The following is a 23,914-nucleotide window of genomic DNA, read 5'->3' on the forward strand; positions in this document are numbered from 1 at the left end:
GTGTCGGCGTGATCGTTCTGGACCGCCGCGCGCTCAACCGGGCCCTGCTCGCCCGCCAGCTCCTGCTGCGCCGCCACGAGATGGGCGTGGCGGCCGCGCTCGAACACCTCGTGGGGCTCCAGGCGCAGGAGCCGCAGGAGCCGTACACGGGGCTGTGGAGCCGCCTCGCCGGCTTCGACCCGCTGGAGCTGTCCGGGCTGATCGAGCGGCGGGCGGCAGTGCGCACGCTGCTGATGCGCCGCACGCTGCACCTGGTCGTGGCGGGCGACGCGCTGGCGCTGCGGGCGGTGCACCAGCCGATGCTGGAGGCCCGGATGTGGGCGACGCTGCGGCGCGACCTGCCCGGCGTCGACCTGGCCGAGCTGGCCGTCGCGGGACGCCCGCTCTTCGAGGGCGAGCCGCGCATGCTCACCGACGCCGCGCGCGCGGTCGCCGACCGCTGGCCGGGCGTGGCACCGCGCGACCTGGGCGACGCGCTCAGCTGCCTGCTGCCGCTGGTGCAGGTGCCGCCGCGCGGCCTCTGGGGGCAGAAGGGCGCCGCGCGCCACGTCACCGTCGACCGGTGGCTGGGCGATTCTCCCGTACCGGCGACGCCGATGGCCGTCGACGGGCTGGTGCTGCGCTACCTCGCCGCGTACGGGCCGGCCGCCACCGCCGACATCCGCGCCTGGTCGGGGCTGAGCGGGCTGCGTGAGTCGGTCGAGCGGCTGCGGCCGGGGCTGCGCACCTTCCGCGACGAGCGCTGGCGCGAGCTGCTCGACGTGCCCGACGGCGCGCTGCCCGACCCGGAGACGCCGGCGCCGCCGCGGTTCCTGCCCGCGTTCGACAACGCGGTGCTGGGGTTCGACGACCGGGGCCGCGTCATCGACGCCGAGCACCGGGGGCTGAGCGTGCGGGGCGCGCGGTTCCTGCTGGTCGACGGCCGGGTCGCGGGCACCTGGGAGGTGCGGGAGGGCGAGCTGCGGATCGAGCCGCTGCGGACGTTGACGAGGCGCGAGCGCGACGAGGTGGGCGCGGAGGCCGAGGGCCTGGCCGCGCTGCACGCCGCCACGAGGATCAGGCTGGCGACGTAGCCGCGGTGTGGGTCTTGGCGGCTGCCTTGGGGGCGGCGGCTGCCTTGGGGGCGGCGGCTGCCTTGGAGGCGGCGGCTGCCTTGGAGGCGGTTCGTCCTAGGATGCTTCGGGACGAAGGTGGCCCGCCGCAGCGGCGCCGCGACCTGTCGCCCGTTCGCCATCGCCCTGACCCCTAGGCGGTCGATGTACGAGGAACGTAAGGGTCTGGTACGGACCGCGGCGCGCGGCTCCCGCACGGGAGCGACCGTCCGCCCTCGGCGGCGCTCGGCGTCGCCGGCCGCTCGCGCCGCACCGCGAACCGCAGCAGGACGCCGCTGCCGGTGAAGGACATGGATCTCAGGCTACGTCTCCGCCGCCGTTCTGTGTATGCGGGACACGGGCCGCGTCAGGCCGTCCACTCACGCTCGCTGGCGGGTACGTCCACCGGTTCGCGGCCGGCCGCCTGCACGCGCCACGGCGCCGGTTCGCCGGTCCGGCGGATCCGCACGTCGCCGTCGCCGGGCGTCACCGTGAACGTCGCCGCCGCGCTCCCGTCCGCCGCCGGCACCTCGACCACCGTCGCGGCCTCCACGTCGAACAGGCGCAGCGTCACGCCGTCCGCGTAGTCGTAGTCCGGCCGGTCCTCGCGGGCGCCCCACGGCAGCACGGTCCCGGGGCGCACGTACACCGGCACCTCGTCGAAGCCGCACACCTCGCGCACCCAGCGCGGGCCCTCGACCACCTCGCCGGTCAGCAGGTGCGTCCACCGCCCGGCCGGGACGTAGTACGCGGTCTCGCCCGAGGCGGTGAAGACCGGCGCCACCAGCAGGCTGTCGCCGAGCATGTACTGCCGGTCCAGGTGCGTGCAGGCCGGGTCGTCCGGAAACTCGGCCACCATCGGCCGCATCACCGGCACGCCCTCACGGTGGGCGGTGACCGCCGCGCCGAAGAGGTACGGCATCAGCCGAGCCTTCAGCCGCGTGAACCGGCGCAGCACCTCGACGGCCTCCTCGTCGAAGAGCCACGGCACGCGGTACGTCTGGTTGCCGTGCAGCCGGCTGTGCGACGACAGCAGTCCGAAGGGGATCCACCGCTTGAAGACGGCCGGGTCGGGGCGCCCCTCGAAGCCGCCGATGTCGTGGCTCCAGAATCCGAAGCCGGACAGCGCGAGCGACAGCCCGCCGCGCAGGCTCTCGGCCATCGACTCCAGTGTGGACTCGCTGTCGCCACCCCAGTGCACCGGAAACTTCTGGCCGCCGGCGGTGGCTGAGCGGGCGAACAGGACCGCCTCGCCCTCGCCCCGGTGTTCGCGGAGAAGCTCGAAGACCGTCTCGTTGTACAGGTGCGTGTAGTAGTTGTGCATCCGCTCGGGGTCGGAGCCGTCGTGCCACACCACGTCGGTGGGGATGCGCTCGCCGAAGTCCGACTTGAAGCAGTCGACGCCGAGGTCGAGCTGGGCGCGGAGCTTGTCGGCGTACCACCGGCGGGCGGCCGGGTTGGTGAAGTCGACGAGCCCCATGCCGGCCTGCCACTTGTCGGTCTGCCACACGCCGCCGTCCGGGGTGCGCACGAGGAAGCCGGCCGCCGCGCCCTCCGCGAAGAGCGCCGACCGCTGGGCGATGTACGGGTTGATCCAGAGGCTGATCCGCAGCCCGCGATCGCGCAGCCGCTTGAGCATTCCGCGCGGGTCGGGGAAGGTGCGCGGGTCCCACTCGAAGTCGCACCAGTGGAACTCCCGCATCCAGAACGTGTCGAAGTGGAACACCGACAGCGGCAGGTCGCGCTCGGCCATGCCGTCCACGAAGCTGGTCACCGTCTCCTCGTCGTACGAGGTGGTGAACGACGTGGTCAGCCAGAGCCCGAACGACCACGGTGGCGGGAGCGCGGGGCGCCCGGTGAGCGCGGTGTACTTGCGCAGGATCTCCTTCGGCGTCGGCCCGTAGACGACGAAGTAGCGCAGCGCCTGCCCTTCGACGCTGAACTGCAACCGCGACACCGCCTCCGAGCCCACCTCGAACGAGACCAGGCCGGGATGGTCGACGAAAACGCCGTACCCCGCGTTGGTGAGGAGGAAGGGCACGTTCTTGTACGCCAGCTCGCTGCTGGTGCCGCCGTCCGCGTTCCAGATGTCGACGGTCTGGCCGTTCTTCACGAACGCGCCGAAGCGCTCGCCGAGCCCGTACACGTTGGCGCCCACGCCGAGCGACAGCTGCTCGCGGACGTAGTGGCGCCCGGCGTCCTCGATGAGCGCCATCGCCTTGTATCCGCTGCTGGTGAGCACCTTCCCGTCGGCCACGAACTCCATCCGCCACGGGTCGCGCTGGAACCGCACCGACAGTGCGCCGGCGGTCAGCGAGAGGTCCGTCACGGAGGCAGCACCATCCACCATGGAGAGATCGAAGAACGGGCCGGGGGAGACGCCACCGGTGAAGTGCGACACCGTCACGCCGATGACGTCGGGCATCGGCGACTGCGCGCGGACCGTCATCAGTGGACGGTTGAGCGTGTCGCCGCGGTGCTCCAGTCGCTTCGTCGGGGCGTACACGGTGAGCGAATCGCGGTCGGCGGTGTGGTCGTGCACCTGCGCGGGGTACAGGGGTTGGACGCCCTCGCGCATGTGCCAGTAGCCGTCGGTGAACTTCAACGTAGCTCCGTCACTTGATGGCCCCGGACATGATGCCCCGGGACAGGGTCCGCTGGAAGATCAGGAAGAACAGCACCGCCGGCAGGATGCCGAGCAGCGCCGAGGCGCTCGTGGTGGTGGCGTCCATCAGCCGGTCGCCCTGCAGCACGCCGAGCGCCACCGGAACGGTCTGCTTGTCGTTGGAGATGAGGAAGACCAGGGGCAGGAAGAACTCGTTCCAGGTCCAGATGAAGAAGAAGGTGAACAGCACCGACAGGCTCGGCCAGCTGATCGGCACCACCACCTTCCACAGTGTCCGGAGCTTGCCGGCGCCGTCCATCGCGGCCGCCTCGAGCATCTCCCGCGGAAACGTGGCGAAGACCGAGGAGAGCAAGTACGTGCCGAACGCGCTCTGGATCGCGGTGAAGATGATGACGACGGCGAGCTGCGTGTTGTAGAGACCGACCTGTTTGGACAGGTAGTAGAGCGGGTAGACCAGCGCCTCCTGGGGGAGGAGGTTGGCCAGCAGGAAGAAGACCAGGAACACGGAGCGGCCGCGGACCCGCCCGATGCCCAGCGCGTACGCGTTGAGCACCGAGACGACGACCGCCAGCACCGCCACCGAGCCGGCGATGACGAGGCTGTTGACGAGCTTCTCGCCGAAGTCCACGCGGACCCAGAAGTCGGCGATTCCCTTGAGGTACAGGCCGTTCGGCAGCGACAGCGGCCCCTCGGTGGCGTACTCGTCGGGGCTCTTGACCGCGTTGAGGCCGACCAGCGCGAAGGGTGACAGCACCAGCAGCACCAGCACGGTGAGCGTGGCCAGGACGGCGGGCCGGAGCGCGCGGCTCATGCGGCGTCCCGCCGCTCGTCGCGGCTCTGGATGCGCAGGAACGCGGTGGCCAGCACCACGATGATGAGCGCGAGCACGGTGGCGATCGCCGAGCCGTAGCCGACCTGCGCCTTCTCGAAGAAGTTCTGGTACGCGAAGTACGCCGGCACGAGCGTGGCGTTGCCCGGGCCGCCGCGGGTCAGCACGTAGATCTGCCCGAAGATCTTCAGCGCGGCGATGGTGGTTGTCACGAGTACCACGTAGATTTCGGGCTTGATCTGGTGGACCGCGATGCGGGTGAACCGCCGCCACCATCCCGCCCCGTCGATCGACGCCGCCTCGTAGAGTTCTGGGTCGACCCGCTGGAGCCCGGACATGAACATCACGACCGGATAGCCGACCTGAAACCAGATCATCACGACCATCACGCTGTAGAGCGCGTACGCCGGGTCGCCGAGCCAGTTCTTGGCGAGGGCGTCGAGTCCGGCGCTGGTGAGGATCGCGTTGAGCCCGCCGAAGCTGGGGTTGAGGATCCAGCCCCACACGATGCCGGTGACCGCGACCGGCAGCACCTGTGGAAGGTAGAAGCCGGAGCGGAGCGCGCTCGCGGTGCGCGGGCCGATCGCCTTCGCGACGTAGTCGAAGAGGACGGCGGCCAGCACCAGACCCAACAGCGTCGGTACGACCGCCATCGCCACGATGAGGAAGAGGATGTTGCGGAACGACGCCCAGAAGTTGTCGTCCCGCAGCAGCCGCGCGTAGTTGTCCAGCCCGATCCATTCGGGGGTACCCACCCCCTGCCACCGGGTGAAGCTGATGCCGACGTTCATCACGAGCGGCACCACGATGACCACCAGTGAGAGGAGCGCGCCGGGGATCAGGAAGGCGGCGTACCCCCGATGGGATCTCATTTGCCGAGGCTGGCGAGATTGTCGTTGTACGGCTTGGCGATTTCGTCGAGCACCGCGTCCGGGCTCTTCGTGCCGTTGACGAGGTGTTGCACGCCGGCCACGAGCACGTCGTAATAGCCCGGCGCCGGCCAGTCGGGATAGAAGGCCAGACCGTCCGTCGAGGCCACCTTGTTGAAGTTGTCGATGAGCTCTTTGCTCTTCTCGTCGGTGATCGCCGCCGGGTCGGCGAGTACGGGCACGCCGCCCGAGTTGCCGAGCAGGTTCTGGATTTCCGGCTTCATCGTGATGTCGATGAAGTCGTACGCGAGGCTCTTGTTCTTCGCGTTCTTCGGCACGACCCACACGTTGCCGCCGGAGCCGGGGTGCAGCGTGTTGCCGGGGAAGAGGAACGTGCCCCACTGGAAGCTCTTGACCTCCGCGACGAAGCGGCCGTACCACCAACTCCCCGAGATCACCATAGGGAACTTGCCCTGGGTGAACGCGACGCCCATGTCCTCGGCCTTGATGCCGGCGGAGTCCTTCGCGATGTACCCCTTCTTCACCCAGTCGGCGAAGGTGTTGGCGGCGTACGTGAACTCCGGCCCCTGGAAGTCGACCTTTCCCTTGTAGAGCTGGAATCCGTCCACAAAGGAGCGGCTGGCCTTGGAGAGCGCCAGCTCGTAGAAGATCTCCTGGGCGGGGTACTCGGCGCCGCCCACCGACAGCGGGGTGACGCCGGCCTTCGTGAACGTGTCCATCGCGGTCTCGAACTCGGCGAGCGTCGTGGGCACCTGCACGTTGTGCTTCGTGAAGAGGTCCTTGTTGTAGTAGACCATCACGTACTCGGCGTAGTTGGGCACGCCGTACCACTTGCCGTCGCCCATGATGCCCTCGGCATCGTACTTCGAGGTCGTCTGCAAGCTGGGGCCGATCCTGTCCCAGCCGCGCTTGCTGGCCTCCTCGGTGAGGTCGGTGAGCAGCCCCTGCTTCGAGAGCAGGCCGGCGGTCGCGTTGCCCTTGTTGTACTCCATGATGTCGGGCGCTTCGTCGGAGTTGAGGATCATTCCGGCGTTCTGCCGGATCTGCTCGAAGCCTTTCTCCTCGAACTGCACCTTGACGCCGGGGTGGGACGCCTCGAACTGCTTGATCGCCTCGGTCCAGGCGACGCCCATGGCGCTGTTCGCGCCCTCGTAGTGCCAGAGCCGGAGGGTCTTGCCGTCTCCGCCGCCGGCGCCGTCGTCCGCGTCGGCACCGCATGCGGCCAGGACGAGGGACGCCGCCGTGAGTACGGCGACGGTGCCCGCGCGTACCGGCTTGCCGGCCCGAGCCTCGCGGCGCTCGCGTCCCGCGATCCGCCTGTGGACGCGACCGAAGTTGAGGGGAGGTACAAGAAAGCTCACTACTGCCTCCTCGTGGAGCGGTGGGCGGGCCGGCCGGCCTGGCGGCCCGCGTAGCGAGACAGGGGTGGATGCGGGGCGCGGCTCGCCGGCCCGGCGTCAACGGGCCCGCGCCTCGGTGGGGCGACGTGTCGAATCGAGAGAGAATCGAAGCGCTTCGACTACTCGTTCGCAAGCTAACTGGACGACCGACCGCCGTGTCAACGGGGTAAACCGATGATTTCGTAACGGTTTCGGCGGCCATGGTTGTCAGATTACTTCGTATGGCATCCCAACTATTGGCAGCCTTGCGGGCCGTCGGCAAGTGTCGTGCCCGTGCGCGCTCCGAGAGCCTGGCTTGCCGCCGCGGTCACCGCCGTCCTCCTCGCTCCGGCCGTCCCCGCGCGGGCGGCCGACCCGGCGCACCCTTTCCGTGACCCCGACCTCCCCTGGCCACGCGGATCGACGACCTGGCCACGCGGATCGACGACCTGGTCGGGCGCCTGACGCCGGCCGAGAAGATGTCCCTCCTGCACCAGTACCAGCCGGCGATCCCGCGCCTCGACGTCGGCGCGTTCCGCACCGGCACCGAGGCACTGCACGGCGTCGCCTGGCTCGGCGAGGCGACCGTCTTTCCACAGGCGATCGGCTTGTCCACAACCTGCGGTCGCTGGCGAGCCCGCGCCCGTAGGCGGTCGACATCACGCCAGTGAGGTACGGGTCCTCGGAGTACCCCTCCTCGTTGCGGCCCCAGCGAGGGTCGCGCAGCAGGTTGACGACGGGGCGCCCACACGTTGACCATCCCACGTACCTCCAGACCGCGCCGACGCGGAGCCGTCCGTGGTGGGGAGCGGCACGTACGACATCCTCGTCGGCGCGTCCGCCACCGACATCCGCCGCACCGCGACGCTCAGCGTGAAGGGCGAGACGATCCCGCCACGCGGCCTGCGCGCCCCGGTCGCGGCGTGGACCTTCGACGACTACTCGGGTACGACGCTGGTCCCGTGTACCTCGTCTTCACCGGCCCCGCGCGGCTCGACACCGTGAGCCTCGCCTGACCTCAGGTGCGCCCGCGTTGTCGCCGCCGCGTCCGGTGGCCGTGGCCGCGTCGGCGGTGGCCCCGGTTGTGGTCGTGGGGGCGATCGGGTGGGCCTTGGCGGCGGCCGGTGGTTGGCCAGTGGCCGAAGCCGCCGGTGGTCAGAGCGGCTTGTGGTAGACGACGAAGTCGCACGGGGTCGCGAGCAGCGGCGCCAGCGCCGGATAGTCGTCGGCCAGCCTGGCGACGCGCACAGGCCGGTAGCCGAGCCGGATGTACCAGTGGTGGAGGAGGTCCTTGACCGGGTGCGTCCACGTCTGGGGGACGAGCAGTTCCAGCTGCATCGTCGCCAGGTCGCGCTCCCGCGCCCACCGCTCGGCGAACTCGACAAGCCGCCGGCCCAGCCCGATCCCGCGATGCTCCGGGCTCGCGACCAGCATGCCGAACTCGCCCTCGCCGGTCGCCAGCCGCTGCACGCGTACCGCCCCGACGACCTGGCCGTCGAGCCGGGCGACCGCGAGCTGGCCGGCGCGGACGATGCCCGCCAACTCGGCGGGGCTGGTCCGGTCGGTGTCCTCGCGCCAGATGCCCTTCTCCGCGTCGGTGTACACGCGGTTGACCAGGTCGGTGGCGTACGCGACGAACGCGCCGTCGTCGGCTGTGGACGGCGGGACGAGCGAGATCTCTACGAGCGCCACCCGGCCATGGTGCCACGCGTGCGGGGCGGGGTGAGATCGTCGAGGCGTGCGGCCGAGGGCGCCAGGTTGCGCGCGGGCGTGGCTGTCCGCGGCGGTGGGCGGCGCGCCGGCCACCGCCGGGGTTCGCGGGGCTTGCCACGCCGACCGTCCACGTGGGCCTGGTCCGGAGCCTGCCGAGCCTTGTGCGTTCGAACAAATGTTCGATAGCGTGGTGGAATGGAGATGGTCGGGCGCTGGTGGAACGAGGTCGCCCGCGGGCCCGAGCGGCGGGACATCTGGCTGCACCAGGACGGCGGCCGGTGGCTCGTGCGGGCCCGCGACGGTGGGCCGGGTGGGCGGGAGTTGGCCTGGCCCGCTTTCGAGGACGAGTGGGTGGCCCGAGCCTGGGTCGACCGCCTGATCGTGGCGTCGCCGTCGGGCCCGGGCGAGTGGCGCGACGTGCTCAAGCTCGTGCGCAAGCCACCGGAGGGCGGCTGGCGCACGCCGGTGGGCATGGACTGAGGGTCAGCGGAGCGGTCGTCACGGCATCTGTCGCCGGCGAGGTTCGTCCGCATCCTGGTGCGCTTTGGTGCTCCGCACGGAGATCACCGGCCGGTTGTCGGTGCGGCGAGCCATGAGCTGCCCTCACTCGCTGATGGCAATCGTTACCAACAAGGCGAGGTCTCGGTCATGTCCGGCGTGGTGATGCTCGCGGGCGCTGAGCCGGGGCATTCGGTGAACTTGAGGACGGGCTCATCTTCGTGATCCGCCGCCCGCGCGAGGATGTCCGCCACGCCTGCCGGCCCAGTCGGGCGGCGGCCCGAGGTGTGGGTTGGCCGGTCGCGCACGAGGCCTTCGCCGTGCACACTGTGCGCCCACACCTGTCACGGCTGTGGATGACCACTTGAGCTCCCTTGTGGATGGACGCGCGGGAACCGGGCCGAGGCAGGAGCGCCCCGACCCGGTGGCAGTCCGGCGAGTTCCGGCTACAGCGCGGGCCGCGCCTTGTGGTGTGCCGTGACCGACTGGAAGGCGTCCGCGACGCGGAGCGCGATCCCGTCGTCGCCCGGCTTGGCGGCGACCTGCATGGAGAGTGGCATGCGCTCCACGCGGGAGAAGCCGGTCGGGATGGCGACCGCCGGCGCGCCGCTGAGGTTCCAGATGTTGGTCTTGCTGCCGCTCGACGGGCGGGGCAGTGGCGGGTTGGTGCCCGACTTCAGGCCGGCGATGTTGTCGGCGGCGTGGATGACCACGTCGATGTCGTCGAACATCGACAGGAACCCGTCCCGCCACAGCCGCCGGACCCGCTGCGCCTGCAGGTACGCCGTGCCCGGCAACATGAGGCCGGCGACAACTTTGTTGCGGTAGTCCTGCGACATGTTCTCCGGCTGGGTGACGAGGTTGCGGTGCTGGAACGCCGCCACCTCACCGCTGCGGATCGGGTCGTAGAACGAGCTGACGCTGGTCAGCCCCGGCAGGCGGACCTTGCTGCGGACCGGCCGGACCGTGGCGCCGAGCGAGCGGATCACGCCGACCGCCTCCTCGAACGCGGCGACCTCCTCGTCGTTGGGCACGCCGCTGAGGAAGTCGTCCGGCACCGGTACGCCGACCACGACACCGCGCAGTGGCTTGCGCCCCTTGTTCTTCGCCAGCTCGTCCGCGAGGCGGTACCGCTTGACCTTGCGGCTGAGCGGGTCGAGCGGGTCCACACCGCCGATCGCGTCGACCAGCAGCGCCGCGTCGCGGGCACTGTGGACGAGCGGGCCGGGATGGTCCATCGACCAGGCCAGCGGGAAGATGCCGTGCAGGCTGATGGTGCCGTACGTGGGCTTGAAGCCGGTCAGCCCACAGTTGGCCGCCGGCCCGCGGATGGAGCCGCCGGTGCAGGTGCCCATGCCGATCATGAACTCCGAGGCGGCGGCGCCCGCCGCGGATCCGGAGCTGGACCCACCGGGGGTCCGGGCGAGGTCCCACGGGTTGTTGGCCTCGCTCGCGGTCGACGTGGCGAGTTCGCTGGTGCCGACCTTGCCGAAGATGGTTGCGCCGGCGGCTTTCAGCCGAGCGACCGAGGTCGCGTCGACGTCCGGCACGAAACCTGTGTACAGCCGCGAGTTGCCTTCGGTGACCTTGCCCTTGGTGAGGTAGATGTCCTTCAGGCCCACGGTTACGCCGTGCAGGGGACCGCGGTAGTGGCCGCGCCGGATCTCCTGCGCCGCCTTGTGCGCCGCGGCGAGGATCTCGGCGGCCGGGTACAAGTTGACGAATGCCTTGACTTTCGGTTCGACGGCGGCGATGCGGGCGAGCGTGGCCTCGGCGAGGTCCACCGGCGACAGCTTTCGGGTGCGGATCAGCTGCGCCGCCTGCCACACCTCCAGGTCGTAGAGGGGAACGTCGGGCGTGCGTCCGGAGAAGGGCGACGCGTGCGCGGGCGAACCGGTCAGTACCGTGCCGCCGGCCGCCGCGACGCCCGCGATGGCCGCGCCCGCGACAAGCGTCCGGCGGCTGATCGCGGAGGGTGCCGCCGGTGCGCCGGCGACCGTGGCTGCGGACGGCGATCCGTGCGCCGGACCGGCGGCGGGCGCCGCGCTCACGGGAGCCACTCCGCGACGAGCTGGGTCAGCGGCGACGGCGTCTCCGTCTGGGGGATGGTGGCGAGGAGAGCGTCGCACTCGGTCGCGCCGTTGAGGACGTCGGCGGCGATCGCGGTCGGCAGGTGGATGTCGGAGAGGCCGAGCAGTGGAGCGAGCTGGCGGGCCAGTTCCAGCGCTGTCTCGTTGGTGTATGGGGGCGGCATGACACTCCCTTCGAGCCCTTCGAGGCTTGCGGAAAGCGAGCTCGGGGGCTTGTGGAAAAGCGTGGCTAGAGCGTGCGGACCTGGCGGGTTGGAGATCAACAGGCGAAACGAAGTCGCCTCGCGGTGTTTACACGCCTGTGCTCATCTGGCCGCTGTGTCCGGTTTACGCCTCATGAGCTGCCCGAAAGGCGCTGGTGCGCGCCCCAACATGGGCGCACTCTCAACTTATGACCGGCGTGATCGCGACGACGCGGGCGGCGGGGCCGACAAGGGCCGCCCTGATCAGACGGATTCGGGCCGGGATCATCGGCGAGGGCGCGGTGCTCGACGGGCCGTACGGGCCGCGCCGCATCACCTACGCCGACTACACCGCCTCCGGCCGATCCCTCGCCTTCATCGAGGACGCCATCCGCGCACAGGTGCTTCCCCGGTACGCCAACACGCACACCGAGAGCTCCGGCACCGGCCTCGCCACCGGGCGGCTGCGCGAGGAGGCCCGCCAGATCATCCACGAGGCGGTCGGCGGCACCGGCGACGACCTGGTCATCTTCTGCGGCTCGGGCGCCACCACCGCCGTCAACAAGCTGATCGGCATCCTCGAACTCCGCGCCCCCGCCCGGTACCGGGTCGAGGCTTCCGAGCGGCGGCCAGTCGTCTTCGTCGGGCCGTACGAGCACCACTCGAACGAGCTGCCGTGGCGGGAGTGTGACGCCGACGTGGTGCCGATCGGCGCGGACCGGGATGGGCACATCGACCGGGCCGAGCTCTCCGCACAGCTGGAGCGCCATGTTGACCGCCCCGTCAAGATAGGCAGCTTCTCGGCCGCCTCCAACGTCACCGGCATCCTGTCCGACGCCGACGCGATCGCCGCGCTGCTGCACGCGCACGGGGCGCTGTCGTTCTGGGACTACGCGGCGGCTGGGCCGTACGTGCCGATCCGTGTCCGCGAGTCGGTGCCCAGCGCCGGCGACCACAAGGACGCGGTGTTCCTGTCGCCGCACAAGTTCGTCGGCGGGCCGCAGACCCCGGGCGTGCTCGTGGTCCGCCGCGAGCTGGTGCGCAACGCGGTGCCGACCGTGCCGGGCGGCGGCACGGTCGCGTTCGTCGACCCGGCCGGGCACCGGTACCTCGACGACCCGATCGCCCGCGAGGAGGGCGGCACGCCGGCGATCGTCGAGTCGATCCGGGCCGGCCTGGTCTTCGCGCTCAAGGAGGCGGTGGGCGCCGACGTCATCCAGGCCAGCGAGGAGCGGCTGTGGAAGCGGGCGCTGCGCCGCTGGTCCGCCAACCCCAACGTCGAGCTGCTGGGCAACCCGGAAGCCCGGCGTCTGTCGATCGTCTCGCTCCGGATCCGTCGCGGCGACCGGTACCTCCACCACAACTTCGTGGTCGCCGTACTCAACGACCTGTTCGGTATCCAGGCCCGCGGCGGCTGCTCGTGCGCCGGGCCGTACGGCCACCGGCTGCTCGCGATCGACGTCGTGCACTCGCACCGATTCCGCGACGAGATCCGCCAGGGCTGCGAGGGCATCAAGCCGGGGTGGACCCGCATCAACTTCAACTACTTCATCTCCGACACCGTGGCCGACTACCTGGTCGAGGCGGTCGACCTCATCGCGCGTTACGGGCACCGGCTGCTCGGCGACTACCGCTTCGACCCGCATACCGGGCTGTGGCGGCACCACGCCGGCGCCCCCGTACCGCCGCTGCGGCTGCGTGACCTCGTGTTCGCGGCGGACGGCACGCTCAGCCGGCCGGCCCGGCCGGCGCGGGTCGGCGAGGAGGCGCTCGCCGGATACCTGGAGGAGGCGCGGCGGCTGCTCGCCGGATACCCCGAGTCGCTCGACGACGGGCCGACCGGGCTGGCCCGCGACTTCGAGGCGCTGCGCTGGTTCCACCTGCCGCGGGTCTGCCTCGGCGACGGTCGGCGACCGTCCGGTGTGGAGCCGGGCGGCGGGCAGGTCGCGGGAGGCTGCGCACAAGCGAGTGGCGGCGCACAAGCGAGTGGCGGCGAACCGGACCGGGCCGGGCGCGGGGAGGCCGAGGTCGAGTGACCACAGCGGACGAGACCGCCGCGCAACGGCCGGGCGCTGCTGGAGCCGCGCCCGGTCACGCGAGCCACCGACCAGTTGAGGTCGTCGTCACCGACGACTGACTGTGTCCGGCGGCATCAGTGGGCTACCGGCCAGGGGGCCGTCCGCCTACCGGGGCCGTTCGGGGACCAGGCCGGCGTCGTACGCGTGGATGATCGCGGCTGGCCGGTCGCGGACGCCGAGCTTGAGGAAGATGGCCGAGATGTGGCCTTTGACTGTGCGCTCACTCAGGTGGAGCGCGGCCGCGATCTCGGCGTTGTTGGCGCCCGAGGCGACGAGGCGGAGCACCTCCCGCTCGCGCTCGGTGAGCGCGTCCAGGGACGGCGCCGGCCTGGCCGCGCGGCGGCGCACCGTGTCCAGCACCCGCCGGGCGACCCGCGGGTCGAGCCACGTGCCGCCGCGCGCCGTGACCCGGATCGAGCCGACGAGGTCGACGGCGGGCGCGTCCTTGAGTACGAAGCCGGCCGCGCCCGCCTCGATGGCGCCCCACAGCACCTCGTCGTCCTCGAAGGTGGTGAGCGCGAGCACCTGCGGCGGCGCGGGCTCCCGCAGCAGCCGGCGGGTCGCCTCGACGCCGTCGAGTACCGGCATGCGGATGTCCATGAGCACGACGTCGGGGCGCATCGCGCGGGCGGCGTCGAGGCCGGCACGCCCGTCGGCCGCCTCGCCGACGATCTCGAGGTCGTCGTGGGGCGACAGGATCAGCCGCAGGCCGGCGCGGACGAGTTCCTGGTCGTCGACCAGCACGATCCGGATCATCGGCCCTCCACCGTGCCGCCGCGCCCCGGCCGGGGCCTGGAGGGAGCCGCCGTAGCCTCGGCCTCCGAGGGCCCGCCGCTGGCGTCCCGCGGCCGGATCGGCTCCGACTGCCCGCCGGAGGCGTGGCGAGGCCCGCCGGCCGCCGCCCCGTTGCCGGAGGCGGCCCCCGGTGCCCCGCCGTCGCGGAGCGGCAACGTCGCCTCGACCAGCCAGCCGTCGCCGTCCGGTCCCGCGGACACCGTGCCGCCGAGCGCGCCGACCCGCTGCCGCATCCCGTCCAGGCCGGTGCCGCCGCCCCGGCCGCCGCTCGCCGCGCGGCGGGAGGGGCCGTTGCGCACCGACACCGCGAGCCGCCCCGGCTCACGGGTCAGGCGTACCAGCACGTCGGCGCCGGGGGCGTGGTGCTCCACGTTGGACAGCGCCTCCTGCGTCAGGCGGTACGCGGCTAGCCCGGCGTAGGCGTCCACCGTGGACAGGTCGCCGGACACCTCGCTCCGCAACGCCAGCCCGGAGGCCGCCGCGGTGTGCAGGAGCGCGGCGAGGTCGGTCGCGCCCGGTGGCGGTGGTCGCGTCCCGGTGGGGTCGCCGGCCGGCTCGCGGAGCAGGCCGACGATGCCCCGCACCGAATCGAGGCTCTCCCGTCCCACACGCTCGGCGCGGTCGAGTGCCTCGCCGGCGGCCGCGGGGTCGCGTTCCAGCACCTGCCGCGCACCGACCACATTGAGCAGCACGACGCTGAGCCCGTGTCCCACGGCGTCGTGCACGTCGACGGCGATCCGGCGGCGCTCGGCGGCGGCCGCGGCGGCGTCGAGGCGGCCCTGCGCGTCGGTGAGCGCGGCGACGAGCTGCCGCTCGCGGCGCAGGATCCGGCCGATCAGCCAGGCGAGGAGCGTGCCGGTGCCGAAGAAGACGGGGAAGGGGTAGTCTTCGCGCCACTCGCCGTAGCGGGCCAGGCCCACCACCGGCGCCGCCAGGGTCACGGCGAAGGCCGCCACCTCAGGCGCTGCCGCGCCGGCGCCGAGCTCCGCCCGTAAACCGCCCGTCGCGGCGAGCCACGCGACCGCCAGCAGCGCCAGGAAGATGGCGCCGGGCGCCTCGTAACCGACGCTCATCAGCGCCGGTACGCCGGCACCGGCCGCCGCCATCGCCCACGGCGGCAGCCGGACCTGGCCGGCCAGCAGCGCCCACGGCACGAGCGCCACCACCAGCGCGCCCACCAGGCCGGCCGAGACGCCCGCCGTCGCGAAGACCAGCAGCGCCGCGCCGAGCGCCGCGAGCGGGAAGGCCAGGCTCGTCGTTATCGCACCGCCCCAGGCGCGCAGCCCCGTCCTGTCCACGATCGCAGGGTACCGCCGCGCGGAGGCGCCCCGCCCCGTCCCGTGGTACGGCCCGAACCGGACCGGGGTACGGGGGCGGCACCGGCGGCGGTACGCGCGAAAACCGGCCGCGGTGCGATGTGGAAGGGGGGTGCCACGGCGCAGATTTCTTGGCATGTTCGCGAGAATCGGCCACCTCACCGTCCGGCGCCGCCGCCTCGTCCTGGCGCTGACCGTCCTCTTCGTACTCGGCGCCGGCGCGTTCGGTGCCAACCTCTTCGGCGCGCTGGGCGATGGCGGCTTCGCCGACCCCGACGCCGAGTCGTCGCGGGCGGCCGCGTTCCTGGCCGCCGCCGGCGCGTCCACGCCCGAGCTGGTGCTGCTCGTCGAGGCGCCCGCCGGCGTCGACGACCCGGCCGTGGCGGCGGCCGGGCGCGACCTCACCGCGGCGGTCGCCGCCGAGCCGGGGGTTGCCGGCGCGGTGTCGTACTGGTCCGCGGACGGCGAGCCGGCCCTGCGCGCGACCGACGCGCGCTCCGCCCTGCTGGTGGTCGACGTTTCGGATGACGCGGCGGCCGGCGTCGCGGAGAGCTATGCCGGCCCGCGCGGGCCGGTCACCGTCCGGGTCGGCGGGGCGTACGCGATCGACACCGCCATCGGCGACCAGCTCGGCACCGACCTGGTCCGCGCCGAGGCCATCGCGGTACCGGCGACGCTGCTCCTGCTGCTGGTGGTCTTCGGCGGCCTGGTGGCGGCGGCGCTGCCGCTGGTCGTGGCGGTGGTGGCGGTGGCCGGCGCGCTGCTCGTGCTCGCTGGCGTCGCCCAGGTCACCGACGTCTCGGTGTACTCGATAAACCTCATGACCGGCCTCGGTTTCGGCCTGGCCATCGACTACTCGCTGTTCGTGCTGACCCGCTTCCGCGAGGAGCTGGCGGCCGGCCGCCCGACCGGCGCGGCGGTGGTGCGCACGCTGGAGACCGCGGGCCGGACGGTGGCGTTCTCGGCACTCACGGTGGCGGTGTCGCTGTCGGCGCTGCTGGTGTTCCCGCTGCCGTTCCTGCGCTCGTTCGCCTACGCCGGCACCGCGGTGGTGCTCAGCGCCGCGGCCGCCGCGCTGCTCACGCTGCCCGCGCTGCTGGCCGTGCTCGGCCCGCGGGTCGACGCGCTGCGCCTGCGCCCGGCCCGCGCGCGGGCCGGAGCGGCCCGGCGCGGGCGTTTCTGGCACCGGCTCGCCGAGGCCGTCATGCGGCGCCCCGTCCCCGTCGCGACCTGCGCCGTCGTGGCGCTCCTCGCGCTGGGCAGCCCGTTCCTCCGCGTGGATCCGGGCCTCCCGTCGTACCAGGCGCTGCCGCCGGGCAACGAGGCACGCCAGGTCGCCGAGCGGCTGGAGAGCGGGTTCACCGGCGACCGGACCGGCGAGTTCGGCGTCGCGCTGCCCGGTGTTCGGGACGCGGGGGCCGTCGAGGCGTTCGCCGACCGGGTCCGCGCGCTCGACGGCGTCGCGGAGGTCGCGGTGCGCGAGAGTACGGCCGGCTCGTGGCTGAGCGTCGTGCCGTCGGTGGTGCCCCGTTCGCCGGCGGGGGAGCGGCTGGCCAGGGAGATCCGTGAACTTGACGCCCCCTTCAAGTTCATCGTCGGCGGCGACGCGGCCGAGCTCGTCGACGCCAAGGCGGCCATCGCCGGGCGGCTTCCGCTCGCGCTCGCGGTCATCGCGCTCGCCACCGCCGTACTGCTGTTCGCCGCGTTCGGCAGCGTGCTGGTGCCGGTCAAGGCGATCCTGCTCAACCTGCTGTCGCTCACCGCCACCTTCGGCGCGATGGTGTGGATATTCCAGGATGGACACCTCTCCGGCCCGCTCGGCTTCACCGCGACCGGCCAGCTCGACGTGACGATGCCGATCCTCATGTTCTGCGTGGCGTTCGGCCTCTCCATGGACTACGAGGTCTTCCTGCTCTCGCGCATCAAGGAGGAGTACGACCGCACCGGCGACAACGCGCGCGCGGTCGCGACCGGGCTCGGCCGCACCGGCGGGCTCATCACCGCGGCGGCGGTGGTGCTGGCGATCTCGTTCGCCGCGTTCGGCGCCAGCGGGATGAGCTTCCTCAAACTGATGGGGATCGGCCTCGCCCTCGCCATCCTCGTGGACGCGACGGTCGTCCGCGGGCTGCTCGTGCCGGCGTTCATGCGGCTCGCCGGGGACGCGAACTGGTGGGCGCCCGCCCCGCTGCGCCGCCTCCACCGCCGCCCGCCCGGCTAAGATCCACTCCATGCTGCGCAACCGTGACGCCGACTGGGACGCGTGGCCGGTCCAGGACTACCTCGCGGAGAACTACCGCCGGCTGCACCGTGCCGACGAGGCGGTCATCGACCACCACAGCGCGGTGTACGCCCGGCTCGATCCCGACTCCCTCGACCGCACCGTCGAATTTGGAGCCGGCCCCAACTTGTACCCCCTGGCGCTCGCCGCCGCCGCGAGCCGCCTCGTGCACGCGGTGGAGCCCAGCGCGGCCTCCGTCGCCTACCTGCGGGGCCAGCTCGCCGAGGGCCCAGACGACACATGGGACCCGTTCTACGCGCGGTGTCGGCTGCGCAATCCGGCGCTGCCGCCGTCGCTGGTCCAGGCCCTCTCCCGGGTACGGGTGACGCGTGCCGACGCGCTGACCCTCCCGCCCGGCCGGTACGCGCTGGCCTCGATGAACTTCGTCGCGGAGAGCGCCACCGAGGACCGGGCCGAGTTCGCGGCGTTCTGCCAGGCGTTCGTGCGCGCGGTGCGGCCGGGCGGGCACCTGGTCGCCTCGTTCATGGAGAACATGGGGCGGTACTCGATCGCCGGCGGCCGGGAGTGGCCGGGCGTGCCTGTGGACAGTGAGCGGGTCGGCGAGGTCTTCGCCCCGTACACAGTCGACCTGGAGGTGCGCCGCATCGACGCGGACCCGGACCTGCCCGAGTGGGGGTACACCGGCATGGTCCTGATGTCGGCCCGGAGGGCCGGCTAACCGTGGAGCTGGTGGCGCACCCACACGTTGGGCTCGACGTAGACCGCGCAGTCCTGGGCCGGGTCGCAGTGCACGGGCACGAGCGCCTCCGGCACGTGGACCGGGCCGGCGGTGTCGAAGGGTAGCCCGGTCCACTCTCGCCAGTCGGCCAGCGGCGCGGTGAGCGTCATCGAGGCCGGCGCAATGCCCACGATCTCCCCGCCGGCGCGGACGTGAGTGCGCAGCCACGGGTCGTGCGGCAGCCCGTCGGGGCGGGTGCGGGCCACGTACGCGGCTAGCGGCAGGTCGGGCTCGAGGTGCTTGTGGGTCGGGCGGACCGGGACCAGGATGGCGCCGAATCCATGGCGGGCGGCGTTGGCGCGGAGCGCGTCCAGCATGATCCGGGAGACGCCCCGCCCCTGCCACTCGGCCGCGACCGTGACCTCCAGCGCGACCACGATCAGCCCCGGGCGGCCGTCGAGCAGGTCGCCGGCCGCCGCCATGATCGCCGCGTCGTGGCCCTCGGCGGGCAGCGTGCCCGGCGGCCAGGCGACCGGCACGCTGTACGCCTTGGCCACCAGCCTCCCCTGCTGCCCGCGCTCGACCGCGACCAGGCAAAACCCGGGGTGGCGCGGGGCGACGGAGGAGTAGAAGAGGGTCGAGAGCGGATGGTGGTGCAGGAAGCGTGGCCAGGTGCCCAAGAGATCGTCAAGTAGCGGAGTGAGATCGGGACGTTCGGCGAGAGTCACCATCTGAAGGTCCACACGCCGCTCCTGATCTCTGCTTCAACAGATCATCTAAGGGATAGCCTACGGATATTGGCCCGTCAGTGGGGCAATCGTCACGGCCTGCGATCAGGCCGCCGGGCCGTCGCACGCGGAAGAGGTGATCATGTCGAGTCGCCGGGTCATCACCGCGTTCGCCAGCGTGATGATCGTGCTGACGGCGGTCTACTACGCCTTCCCCGGCTGGCACATGGCGATCTGGACGGCGATCGGCACGGCCAGCGCGCTGGCGGTGGCGGTCGGCGTGGCCCGCAACCGGCCCCGGCAGCGGCTGCCCTGGCTGCTGCTGTCGGTCGGGATCTTCGCGTTCGCGATGGGCGACACCACGTACCTCTTCCTGACCGAGGTCCTCGGCCATCCACAGCCCTTCCCCTCCCTCGCGGACCTGATCTACCTGGGGTTCTTCTTCCCGCTCGCGGCCGCCGGCATGATCGGGCTGGCCCGTACGAGGGCCAGTCGCGACCGGGCAAGCCTGCTGGACGCGCTCGCGCTCACCGTCGGCCTCGGGCTGCTCTCCTGGCTGTTCCTCATCGACCCGTACGTGCGGGCCGACGACCTGACCTGGGTGCAGAAGGCGATCTCCATCGCGTACCCGCTCTTCGACGTGCTGGTGCTGGCGATCCTGGCCCGCCTCGTGATCTCGATGCGGCTGACCCCGTCGGTGCTGCTGATGGCGATCGGCGGCGTGGGGCTCCTCGTCGCCGACGTGCTCTACGGTCTCTCCCGGCTGGGCTTCGGCGCGTCCTGGCTGATGGGCGGCCCGATCGACCTCGGCTGGATCGTCTTCTACGCGGCGTGGGGCGGGGCCGCGCTGCACCCGTCGATGGTCGCGCTCACCGACCCGCGCGTACCGGGCCGCGCCAGCCTCACCGTCCGGCGCGTCGTACTCCTTGCGCTTTCGACCCTTATTGCCCCGACTGTCCTGATTGTGCAGGCGATCCGGGGCCACGACCGGTACGTCGGCGTGAGCGCACTTGTCGCGGCCCTCATGTTCCTGCTCGTGCTGGCCCGGCTGTACGGCGCGGTCAGCGGCTACCGGGGCGTCGTCGCGCGCGAGCGGGCCCTGCGCGAGGCGGGCGCCGCGCTGGTCTCGGCCAGCGACGTCGGCGAGGTCACCGACGCCGTCCAGGCCGCGGTCAGCCGCCTGCTCCCGGCCGGCTTCGCGCACCGCGTGGTGCTCGCGGTCGGCGAGCCCGGGCCGGACAGGGCCGCCACGCCCGCCGGCATCAGGTTCGTCTACACCGCCTCGCTCGGCCCCGACCTGGCCCGCCGGCTCGGACACATCGAGGTCGCCGCGAGGTGTCCACTGGTGGTCACCCACAGGACGGCCGGCAACCCGTACCTGGGGACGCTCCTCGTCGCGGCCGACGAGACGACGCTGGCCTCGCTGCGTGAGGCGATCGAGGTGCTGGCCTCCCAGGCGGCGCTGGCTCTGGACCGCATCGGACTCGCCTGGGAGATCACCCAACGGCGGAGCCAGGAGTACTTCCGCACGCTGGTGCAGAACAATTCTGACGTCATCCTCATCTTGGACGGCGGCGACCTTATCCGGTACGCGAGCCCGTCCGCCGGCGCGATGTTCGGTGCCGACCCGCTGCCCGGCACGCCCGTGCTCGACCTGCTCGACCCGTCCTCCCGCAGGGTGGCGCGGCGCATGCTCAACCTGCTGCGTACCGGCGAGCGGGGGACGACGCAGGACGACTGGGTGGCGATCGGTGTGGACGGTGCCCGGGTCCAGGTCGAGGCCTCCTGCCGCGACCTGCGCGCCGACCCCACCGTGGGCGGCCTGGTGCTCACGCTGCGCGACGTGACCGAGCGGCGGCGGCTGGAACAGGAGCTGACCCACCGGGCCTTCCACGACTCGCTCACCGGGCTGGCCAACCGCGTGCTCTTCCACGACCGCGTGGAGCAGGCGCTGGGGCGGGCCGCCCGCAACGGCACGATGGTCGGCGTCCTCTTCATCGATCTCGACGACTTCAAGGTCATCAACGACACCATGGGCCATGCCTGCGGCGACGAACTGCTCGTCGCGGCCAGCCAGCGACTCACGGCCGAGCTGGCCGCCGGCGCCACCGCCGCCCGCCTCGGCGGGGACGAGTTCGCCGCGCTGGTCGAGGATGCCCGCGACCCTGAGGAGGTGGAGCTCGTGGCCCAGCGCGTGGTCGCGGCGTTCGGCAAGCCCTACCTGATCGGCGACAGCGTATTGAACGGACCCGCCAGCATCGGCATCGCCACCACGGCCGAGGCGATCGACGGCGACGACCTGCTCCGCCAGGCGGACCTCGCGCTCTACGTCGCCAAGGGCGCCGGCAAGGGCCAGTGGCGGCGGTACCAGGCGGCGCTGCACAACCAGGTGCTCGACCGGCTTGAGCTCCGCGCCGAGCTGGACCAGGCAATCGCCGACCGCTCTTTCGTGCTCCAGTACCAGCCGATCGTCGACCTGCGCACCGGCGCGGGCATCGGGCTGGAGTCGCTGGTGCGGTGGCAGCACCCGACCCGCGGGCTGCTCGCGCCGGGACGCTTCATCGACGTGGCGGAGGAGAGTGGGCTTATCGTGCCGATCGGAGACTGGGTTATCGAGCAGGCGCTGACCGACGCGGCGGCGTGGTGCGGGACGGTGGCGCCGGGCGACAGCCCGTACGTGAGCATCAACGTCTCGGCCCGCCAGTTCCGCGACCCGGGCTTCGTCGACCGCGTGCTGGAGCGGTTGTCCACAGCCGGGCTCCCCGCCGACCGGCTGGTCCTGGAGATCACCGAGACGCTGCTGCTCGGCGACGACGAGCGGGTTCGGCACGACCTGGTCCGGCTGCGGCAGGCCGGCATCCGCGTGGCCATCGACGACTTCGGCACCGGATACTCGTCGCTCAGCTACCTGCGGAAGGTACCTGCGGACGTCCTCAAGATAGAGAAGTCGTTCATCGACGCGGTGGCGTCCCATCCACAGCAGCGGGCGCTGGTCGAGGGGATCCTGCGGCTGGCGCACACGCTCGGGCTGACCGTCGTGGCCGAGGGCATCGAGGAGGAGGCGGACCGCGACGCGCTGGTCGCGGCCGGCTGCCGGTACGGGCAGGGCTACCTCTACTACAGACCGATGAACCATCCGGACGTGCTCCGCTGGCTGGCGGACGCGCAGGTGGCGGCATGAGCGCCCCTCTCGCGCGCGGACGCGCGGACGCCGGCACGAGCGCGCCGGCATACGTGAGCCGGTGGACCGAGCTGGAGCGGCTGCTCGCCACAAACCCGATGATGGACGCGGTCATCGACGAGGTACGCGGCCGGGAGATCCGGGTCGGCGACCACTGGCTGGTCGACTTCGCCTCCTGCAACTACCTCGGCTTCGACCTCGAGCCGGAGATCCAGGAGGCGATCGGGCCGGCGGTCGCCCGCTGGGGTACGCACCCGAGCTGGTCGCGCATGCTCGGCAGCCCTTTGCTGTATCCGCGAATCGAGGAGCGCCTCACCGACCTGCTCGGCGCGCCGGACACGCTCGTACTGCCCACCGTCACGCTCATCCACATGGCGGTGGTACCGGTCCTCGCCGGCACCGGCACGGTCATCTACGAGCACAACGCCCATCGCACGATCTTTGACGCCTGCCAGTACGCCCGCGGGCTGGGCGCCACCGCCCACCGCTTCCGCGCCGGTGACCTCGAACAGCTGGAGCAGCGGCTCCGGGCGGCGCCCACCGGCGGCCCCCGGCTGGTCTGCGTCGACGGCGTCAACAGCATGACCGGCAACCCGCCCGACCTGCCGGCGTACGCCCGGCTCTGCCGCGAGTACGGCGCGCTGCTCTATGTGGACGACGCGCACGGCTTCGGCCTGCTCGGCGAGCGGCGCCCGGACGAGACCTCGCCGTACGGCTCGCGGGGCAACGCGGTCGTCCGGTGGTTCGGCGAGAGCTACGACAACGTGGTGCTGGTGGGCGGCTTCTCCAAGGCGTACTCGTCGCTGCTCGCCTTCATCGCGGTGCCCACCGAGGTCAAGGAGCACCTCAAGGTGGCCGCCCCGCCGTACCTCTACAGCGGACCGTCGCCGACCGCGTCGCTCGCCACCGTGCTGGCCGGCTTCGACGTGAACGAGGCCCGGGGCGACGCGCTCCGCGGCCGGCTGTACACGCTCTCCCGCAGGGTGCTCGACCGCGTACGGGAGCTGGGCCTCGCCACGCCCAACACCAGCGGTACCCCCATCATCGAGCTGCCGCTCGCCGCCGGTCGGGAGCTGTCCGATGTGGCCGACGAGCTGTGGCGGCGCGGCGTCTACGTGACGCTGGCCGCGTACCCGCTGGTGGCCCGCGCGGACGTGGGGCTGCGCGTGCAGCTCACCGCCACGCACACCGACGAGGATGTGGAGCGGCTGTTGGCGGCGCTGGAGGCCTTGGCCGATCGGGGTGACCTCCGGGCGGCCGGCGGCCAGGTCGCACCGCGGCAGGCGCGACCGGGCCCCGACTCCTGACCCTCGCGGCTGCCCGCCCTCGGCGACGCGCTCGTGCCGCTCGCCGCCGAGCGACCCCCTGGACTCACGGCGGTGGTCTCCGTCGCCGTGAGCGTCCGCTTGACGGCGCTTCCCCACGTTGCGGTCGGCCTCAGGTTCGAACAGGCGTGGAGGTGTGGTGTGTCTGCCCGAGGTGCCTCTCCTGAGCCTGCGGTTGGGTGTGCGATGCGTCCGCGCGTGGTGGCTCGGTATGCGGCTGAGGTTCTTCTAAGCCT

At 72.2% G+C, this 23,914-nt stretch carries 19 protein-coding genes; 9 read left to right on the forward strand and 10 right to left on the reverse strand.

What is annotated here, in order from left to right; all coding sequences use genetic code 11:
* Positions 1-8: 8 nt before the first annotated feature.
* Positions 9-1,073, forward strand: coding sequence for a winged helix DNA-binding domain-containing protein (locus ACFFIA_RS39540; RefSeq protein WP_377261686.1), 1,065 nt, complete (start codon positions 9-11; stop codon positions 1,071-1,073).
* A gap of 385 nt (positions 1,074-1,458) precedes the next feature.
* Here ACFFIA_RS39540 and yicI read toward each other — a convergent pair whose 3' ends face one another.
* From yicI to ACFFIA_RS39560, 4 genes are read right to left on the reverse strand one after another with little or no spacing between them, the layout of a single operon-like run.
* Entirely contained in the window at positions 1,459-3,696 is a 2,238-nt protein-coding gene (gene yicI, locus ACFFIA_RS39545; protein ID WP_377261688.1) for an alpha-xylosidase, read from the reverse strand.
* A 10-nt stretch (positions 3,697-3,706) separates the two neighbouring features.
* On the reverse strand, positions 3,707-4,528 hold the full coding sequence (locus ACFFIA_RS39550; RefSeq protein ID WP_377261690.1) for a carbohydrate ABC transporter permease: 822 nt from the start codon (positions 4,526-4,528) through the stop codon (positions 3,707-3,709).
* Entirely contained in the window at positions 4,525-5,418 is an 894-nt protein-coding gene (locus ACFFIA_RS39555; protein WP_377261692.1) for a carbohydrate ABC transporter permease, read from the reverse strand. The genes ACFFIA_RS39550 and ACFFIA_RS39555 overlap by 4 nt, the downstream gene beginning before the upstream one ends.
* The gene (locus ACFFIA_RS39560) at positions 5,415-6,797 is read right to left on the reverse strand and encodes an ABC transporter substrate-binding protein (RefSeq protein WP_377261694.1); all 1,383 of its coding nucleotides are present in this window, start codon (positions 6,795-6,797) and stop codon (positions 5,415-5,417) included. The genes ACFFIA_RS39555 and ACFFIA_RS39560 overlap by 4 nt, the downstream gene beginning before the upstream one ends.
* A gap of 497 nt (positions 6,798-7,294) precedes the next feature.
* Here ACFFIA_RS39560 and ACFFIA_RS39565 point away from each other — a divergent pair, with 497 nt between their 5' ends.
* Positions 7,295-7,486, forward strand: coding sequence for a hypothetical protein (locus tag ACFFIA_RS39565; RefSeq protein WP_377261696.1), 192 nt, complete (start codon positions 7,295-7,297; stop codon positions 7,484-7,486).
* Between the two features lie 127 nt (positions 7,487-7,613).
* Complete coding sequence (locus ACFFIA_RS39570; protein ID WP_377261698.1) at positions 7,614-7,820, forward strand: hypothetical protein; 207 nt, start codon at positions 7,614-7,616, stop codon at positions 7,818-7,820.
* A 150-nt stretch (positions 7,821-7,970) separates the two neighbouring features.
* Here ACFFIA_RS39570 and ACFFIA_RS39575 read toward each other — a convergent pair whose 3' ends face one another.
* Complete coding sequence (locus tag ACFFIA_RS39575) at positions 7,971-8,507, reverse strand: GNAT family N-acetyltransferase (RefSeq protein WP_377261700.1); 537 nt, start codon at positions 8,505-8,507, stop codon at positions 7,971-7,973.
* 216 nt (positions 8,508-8,723) lie between these two features.
* Here ACFFIA_RS39575 and ACFFIA_RS39580 point away from each other — a divergent pair, with 216 nt between their 5' ends.
* On the forward strand, positions 8,724-9,008 hold the full coding sequence (locus ACFFIA_RS39580) for a hypothetical protein (protein WP_377261703.1): 285 nt from the start codon (positions 8,724-8,726) through the stop codon (positions 9,006-9,008).
* A 464-nt stretch (positions 9,009-9,472) separates the two neighbouring features.
* Here the strand turns inward: ACFFIA_RS39580 and ACFFIA_RS39585 are convergent, their stop codons facing one another.
* Positions 9,473-11,077 (reverse strand): amidase, encoded by a 1,605-nt coding sequence (locus tag ACFFIA_RS39585; protein ID WP_377261705.1) that lies wholly within the window; start codon positions 11,075-11,077, stop codon positions 9,473-9,475.
* Positions 11,074-11,280: a hypothetical protein gene (locus ACFFIA_RS39590; RefSeq protein ID WP_377261708.1), complete on the reverse strand. Its 207-nt coding sequence runs from the start codon at positions 11,278-11,280 to the stop codon at positions 11,074-11,076. The genes ACFFIA_RS39585 and ACFFIA_RS39590 overlap by 4 nt, the downstream gene beginning before the upstream one ends.
* A gap of 227 nt (positions 11,281-11,507) precedes the next feature.
* Here ACFFIA_RS39590 and ACFFIA_RS39595 point away from each other — a divergent pair, with 227 nt between their 5' ends.
* A complete protein-coding gene (locus ACFFIA_RS39595; RefSeq protein ID WP_377261711.1) occupies positions 11,508-13,334 on the forward strand; it encodes an aminotransferase class V-fold PLP-dependent enzyme in 1,827 nt (608 codons plus the stop codon).
* A 147-nt stretch (positions 13,335-13,481) separates the two neighbouring features.
* On the opposite strand, the gene ACFFIA_RS39600 is transcribed toward ACFFIA_RS39595, so the two are convergent.
* On the reverse strand, positions 13,482-14,132 hold the full coding sequence (locus tag ACFFIA_RS39600) for a response regulator (protein WP_377261713.1): 651 nt from the start codon (positions 14,130-14,132) through the stop codon (positions 13,482-13,484).
* Positions 14,129-15,469, reverse strand: coding sequence for a sensor histidine kinase (locus ACFFIA_RS39605; protein WP_377261716.1), 1,341 nt, complete (start codon positions 15,467-15,469; stop codon positions 14,129-14,131). Before ACFFIA_RS39605 ends, ACFFIA_RS39600 begins: the two co-directional genes overlap by 4 nt.
* A gap of 154 nt (positions 15,470-15,623) precedes the next feature.
* On the opposite strand from ACFFIA_RS39605, the gene ACFFIA_RS39610 reads away from it, so the two are divergent.
* Together ACFFIA_RS39610 and ACFFIA_RS39615 are read left to right on the forward strand one after the other, a co-directional pair.
* A complete protein-coding gene (locus ACFFIA_RS39610) occupies positions 15,624-17,705 on the forward strand; it encodes an MMPL family transporter (RefSeq protein ID WP_377261719.1) in 2,082 nt (693 codons plus the stop codon).
* 10 nt (positions 17,706-17,715) lie between these two features.
* Positions 17,716-18,444 carry a hypothetical protein gene (locus ACFFIA_RS39615; RefSeq protein ID WP_377261721.1) on the forward strand — a complete coding sequence of 243 codons (729 nt, stop codon included), beginning with the start codon at positions 17,716-17,718 and terminating at the stop codon, positions 18,442-18,444.
* Here ACFFIA_RS39615 and ACFFIA_RS39620 read toward each other — a convergent pair.
* Complete coding sequence (locus ACFFIA_RS39620) at positions 18,441-19,187, reverse strand: N-acetyltransferase (protein ID WP_377261722.1); 747 nt, start codon at positions 19,185-19,187, stop codon at positions 18,441-18,443. The genes ACFFIA_RS39615 and ACFFIA_RS39620 overlap by 4 nt on opposite strands.
* A 127-nt stretch (positions 19,188-19,314) precedes the next feature.
* Here ACFFIA_RS39620 and ACFFIA_RS39625 point away from each other — a divergent pair, with 127 nt between their 5' ends.
* Together ACFFIA_RS39625 and ACFFIA_RS39630 are read left to right on the forward strand one after the other, a co-directional pair.
* A complete protein-coding gene (locus ACFFIA_RS39625) occupies positions 19,315-22,353 on the forward strand; it encodes an EAL domain-containing protein (protein ID WP_377261724.1) in 3,039 nt (1,012 codons plus the stop codon).
* A complete protein-coding gene (locus tag ACFFIA_RS39630) occupies positions 22,350-23,660 on the forward strand; it encodes an aminotransferase class I/II-fold pyridoxal phosphate-dependent enzyme (RefSeq protein ID WP_377261726.1) in 1,311 nt (436 codons plus the stop codon). The genes ACFFIA_RS39625 and ACFFIA_RS39630 overlap by 4 nt, the downstream gene beginning before the upstream one ends.
* The last annotated feature ends 254 nt before the right edge of the window (positions 23,661-23,914 follow it).

This window comes from Phytohabitans kaempferiae, from assembly GCF_042433955.1.
GTDB lineage: Bacteria > Actinomycetota > Actinomycetes > Mycobacteriales > Micromonosporaceae > Phytohabitans > Phytohabitans kaempferiae.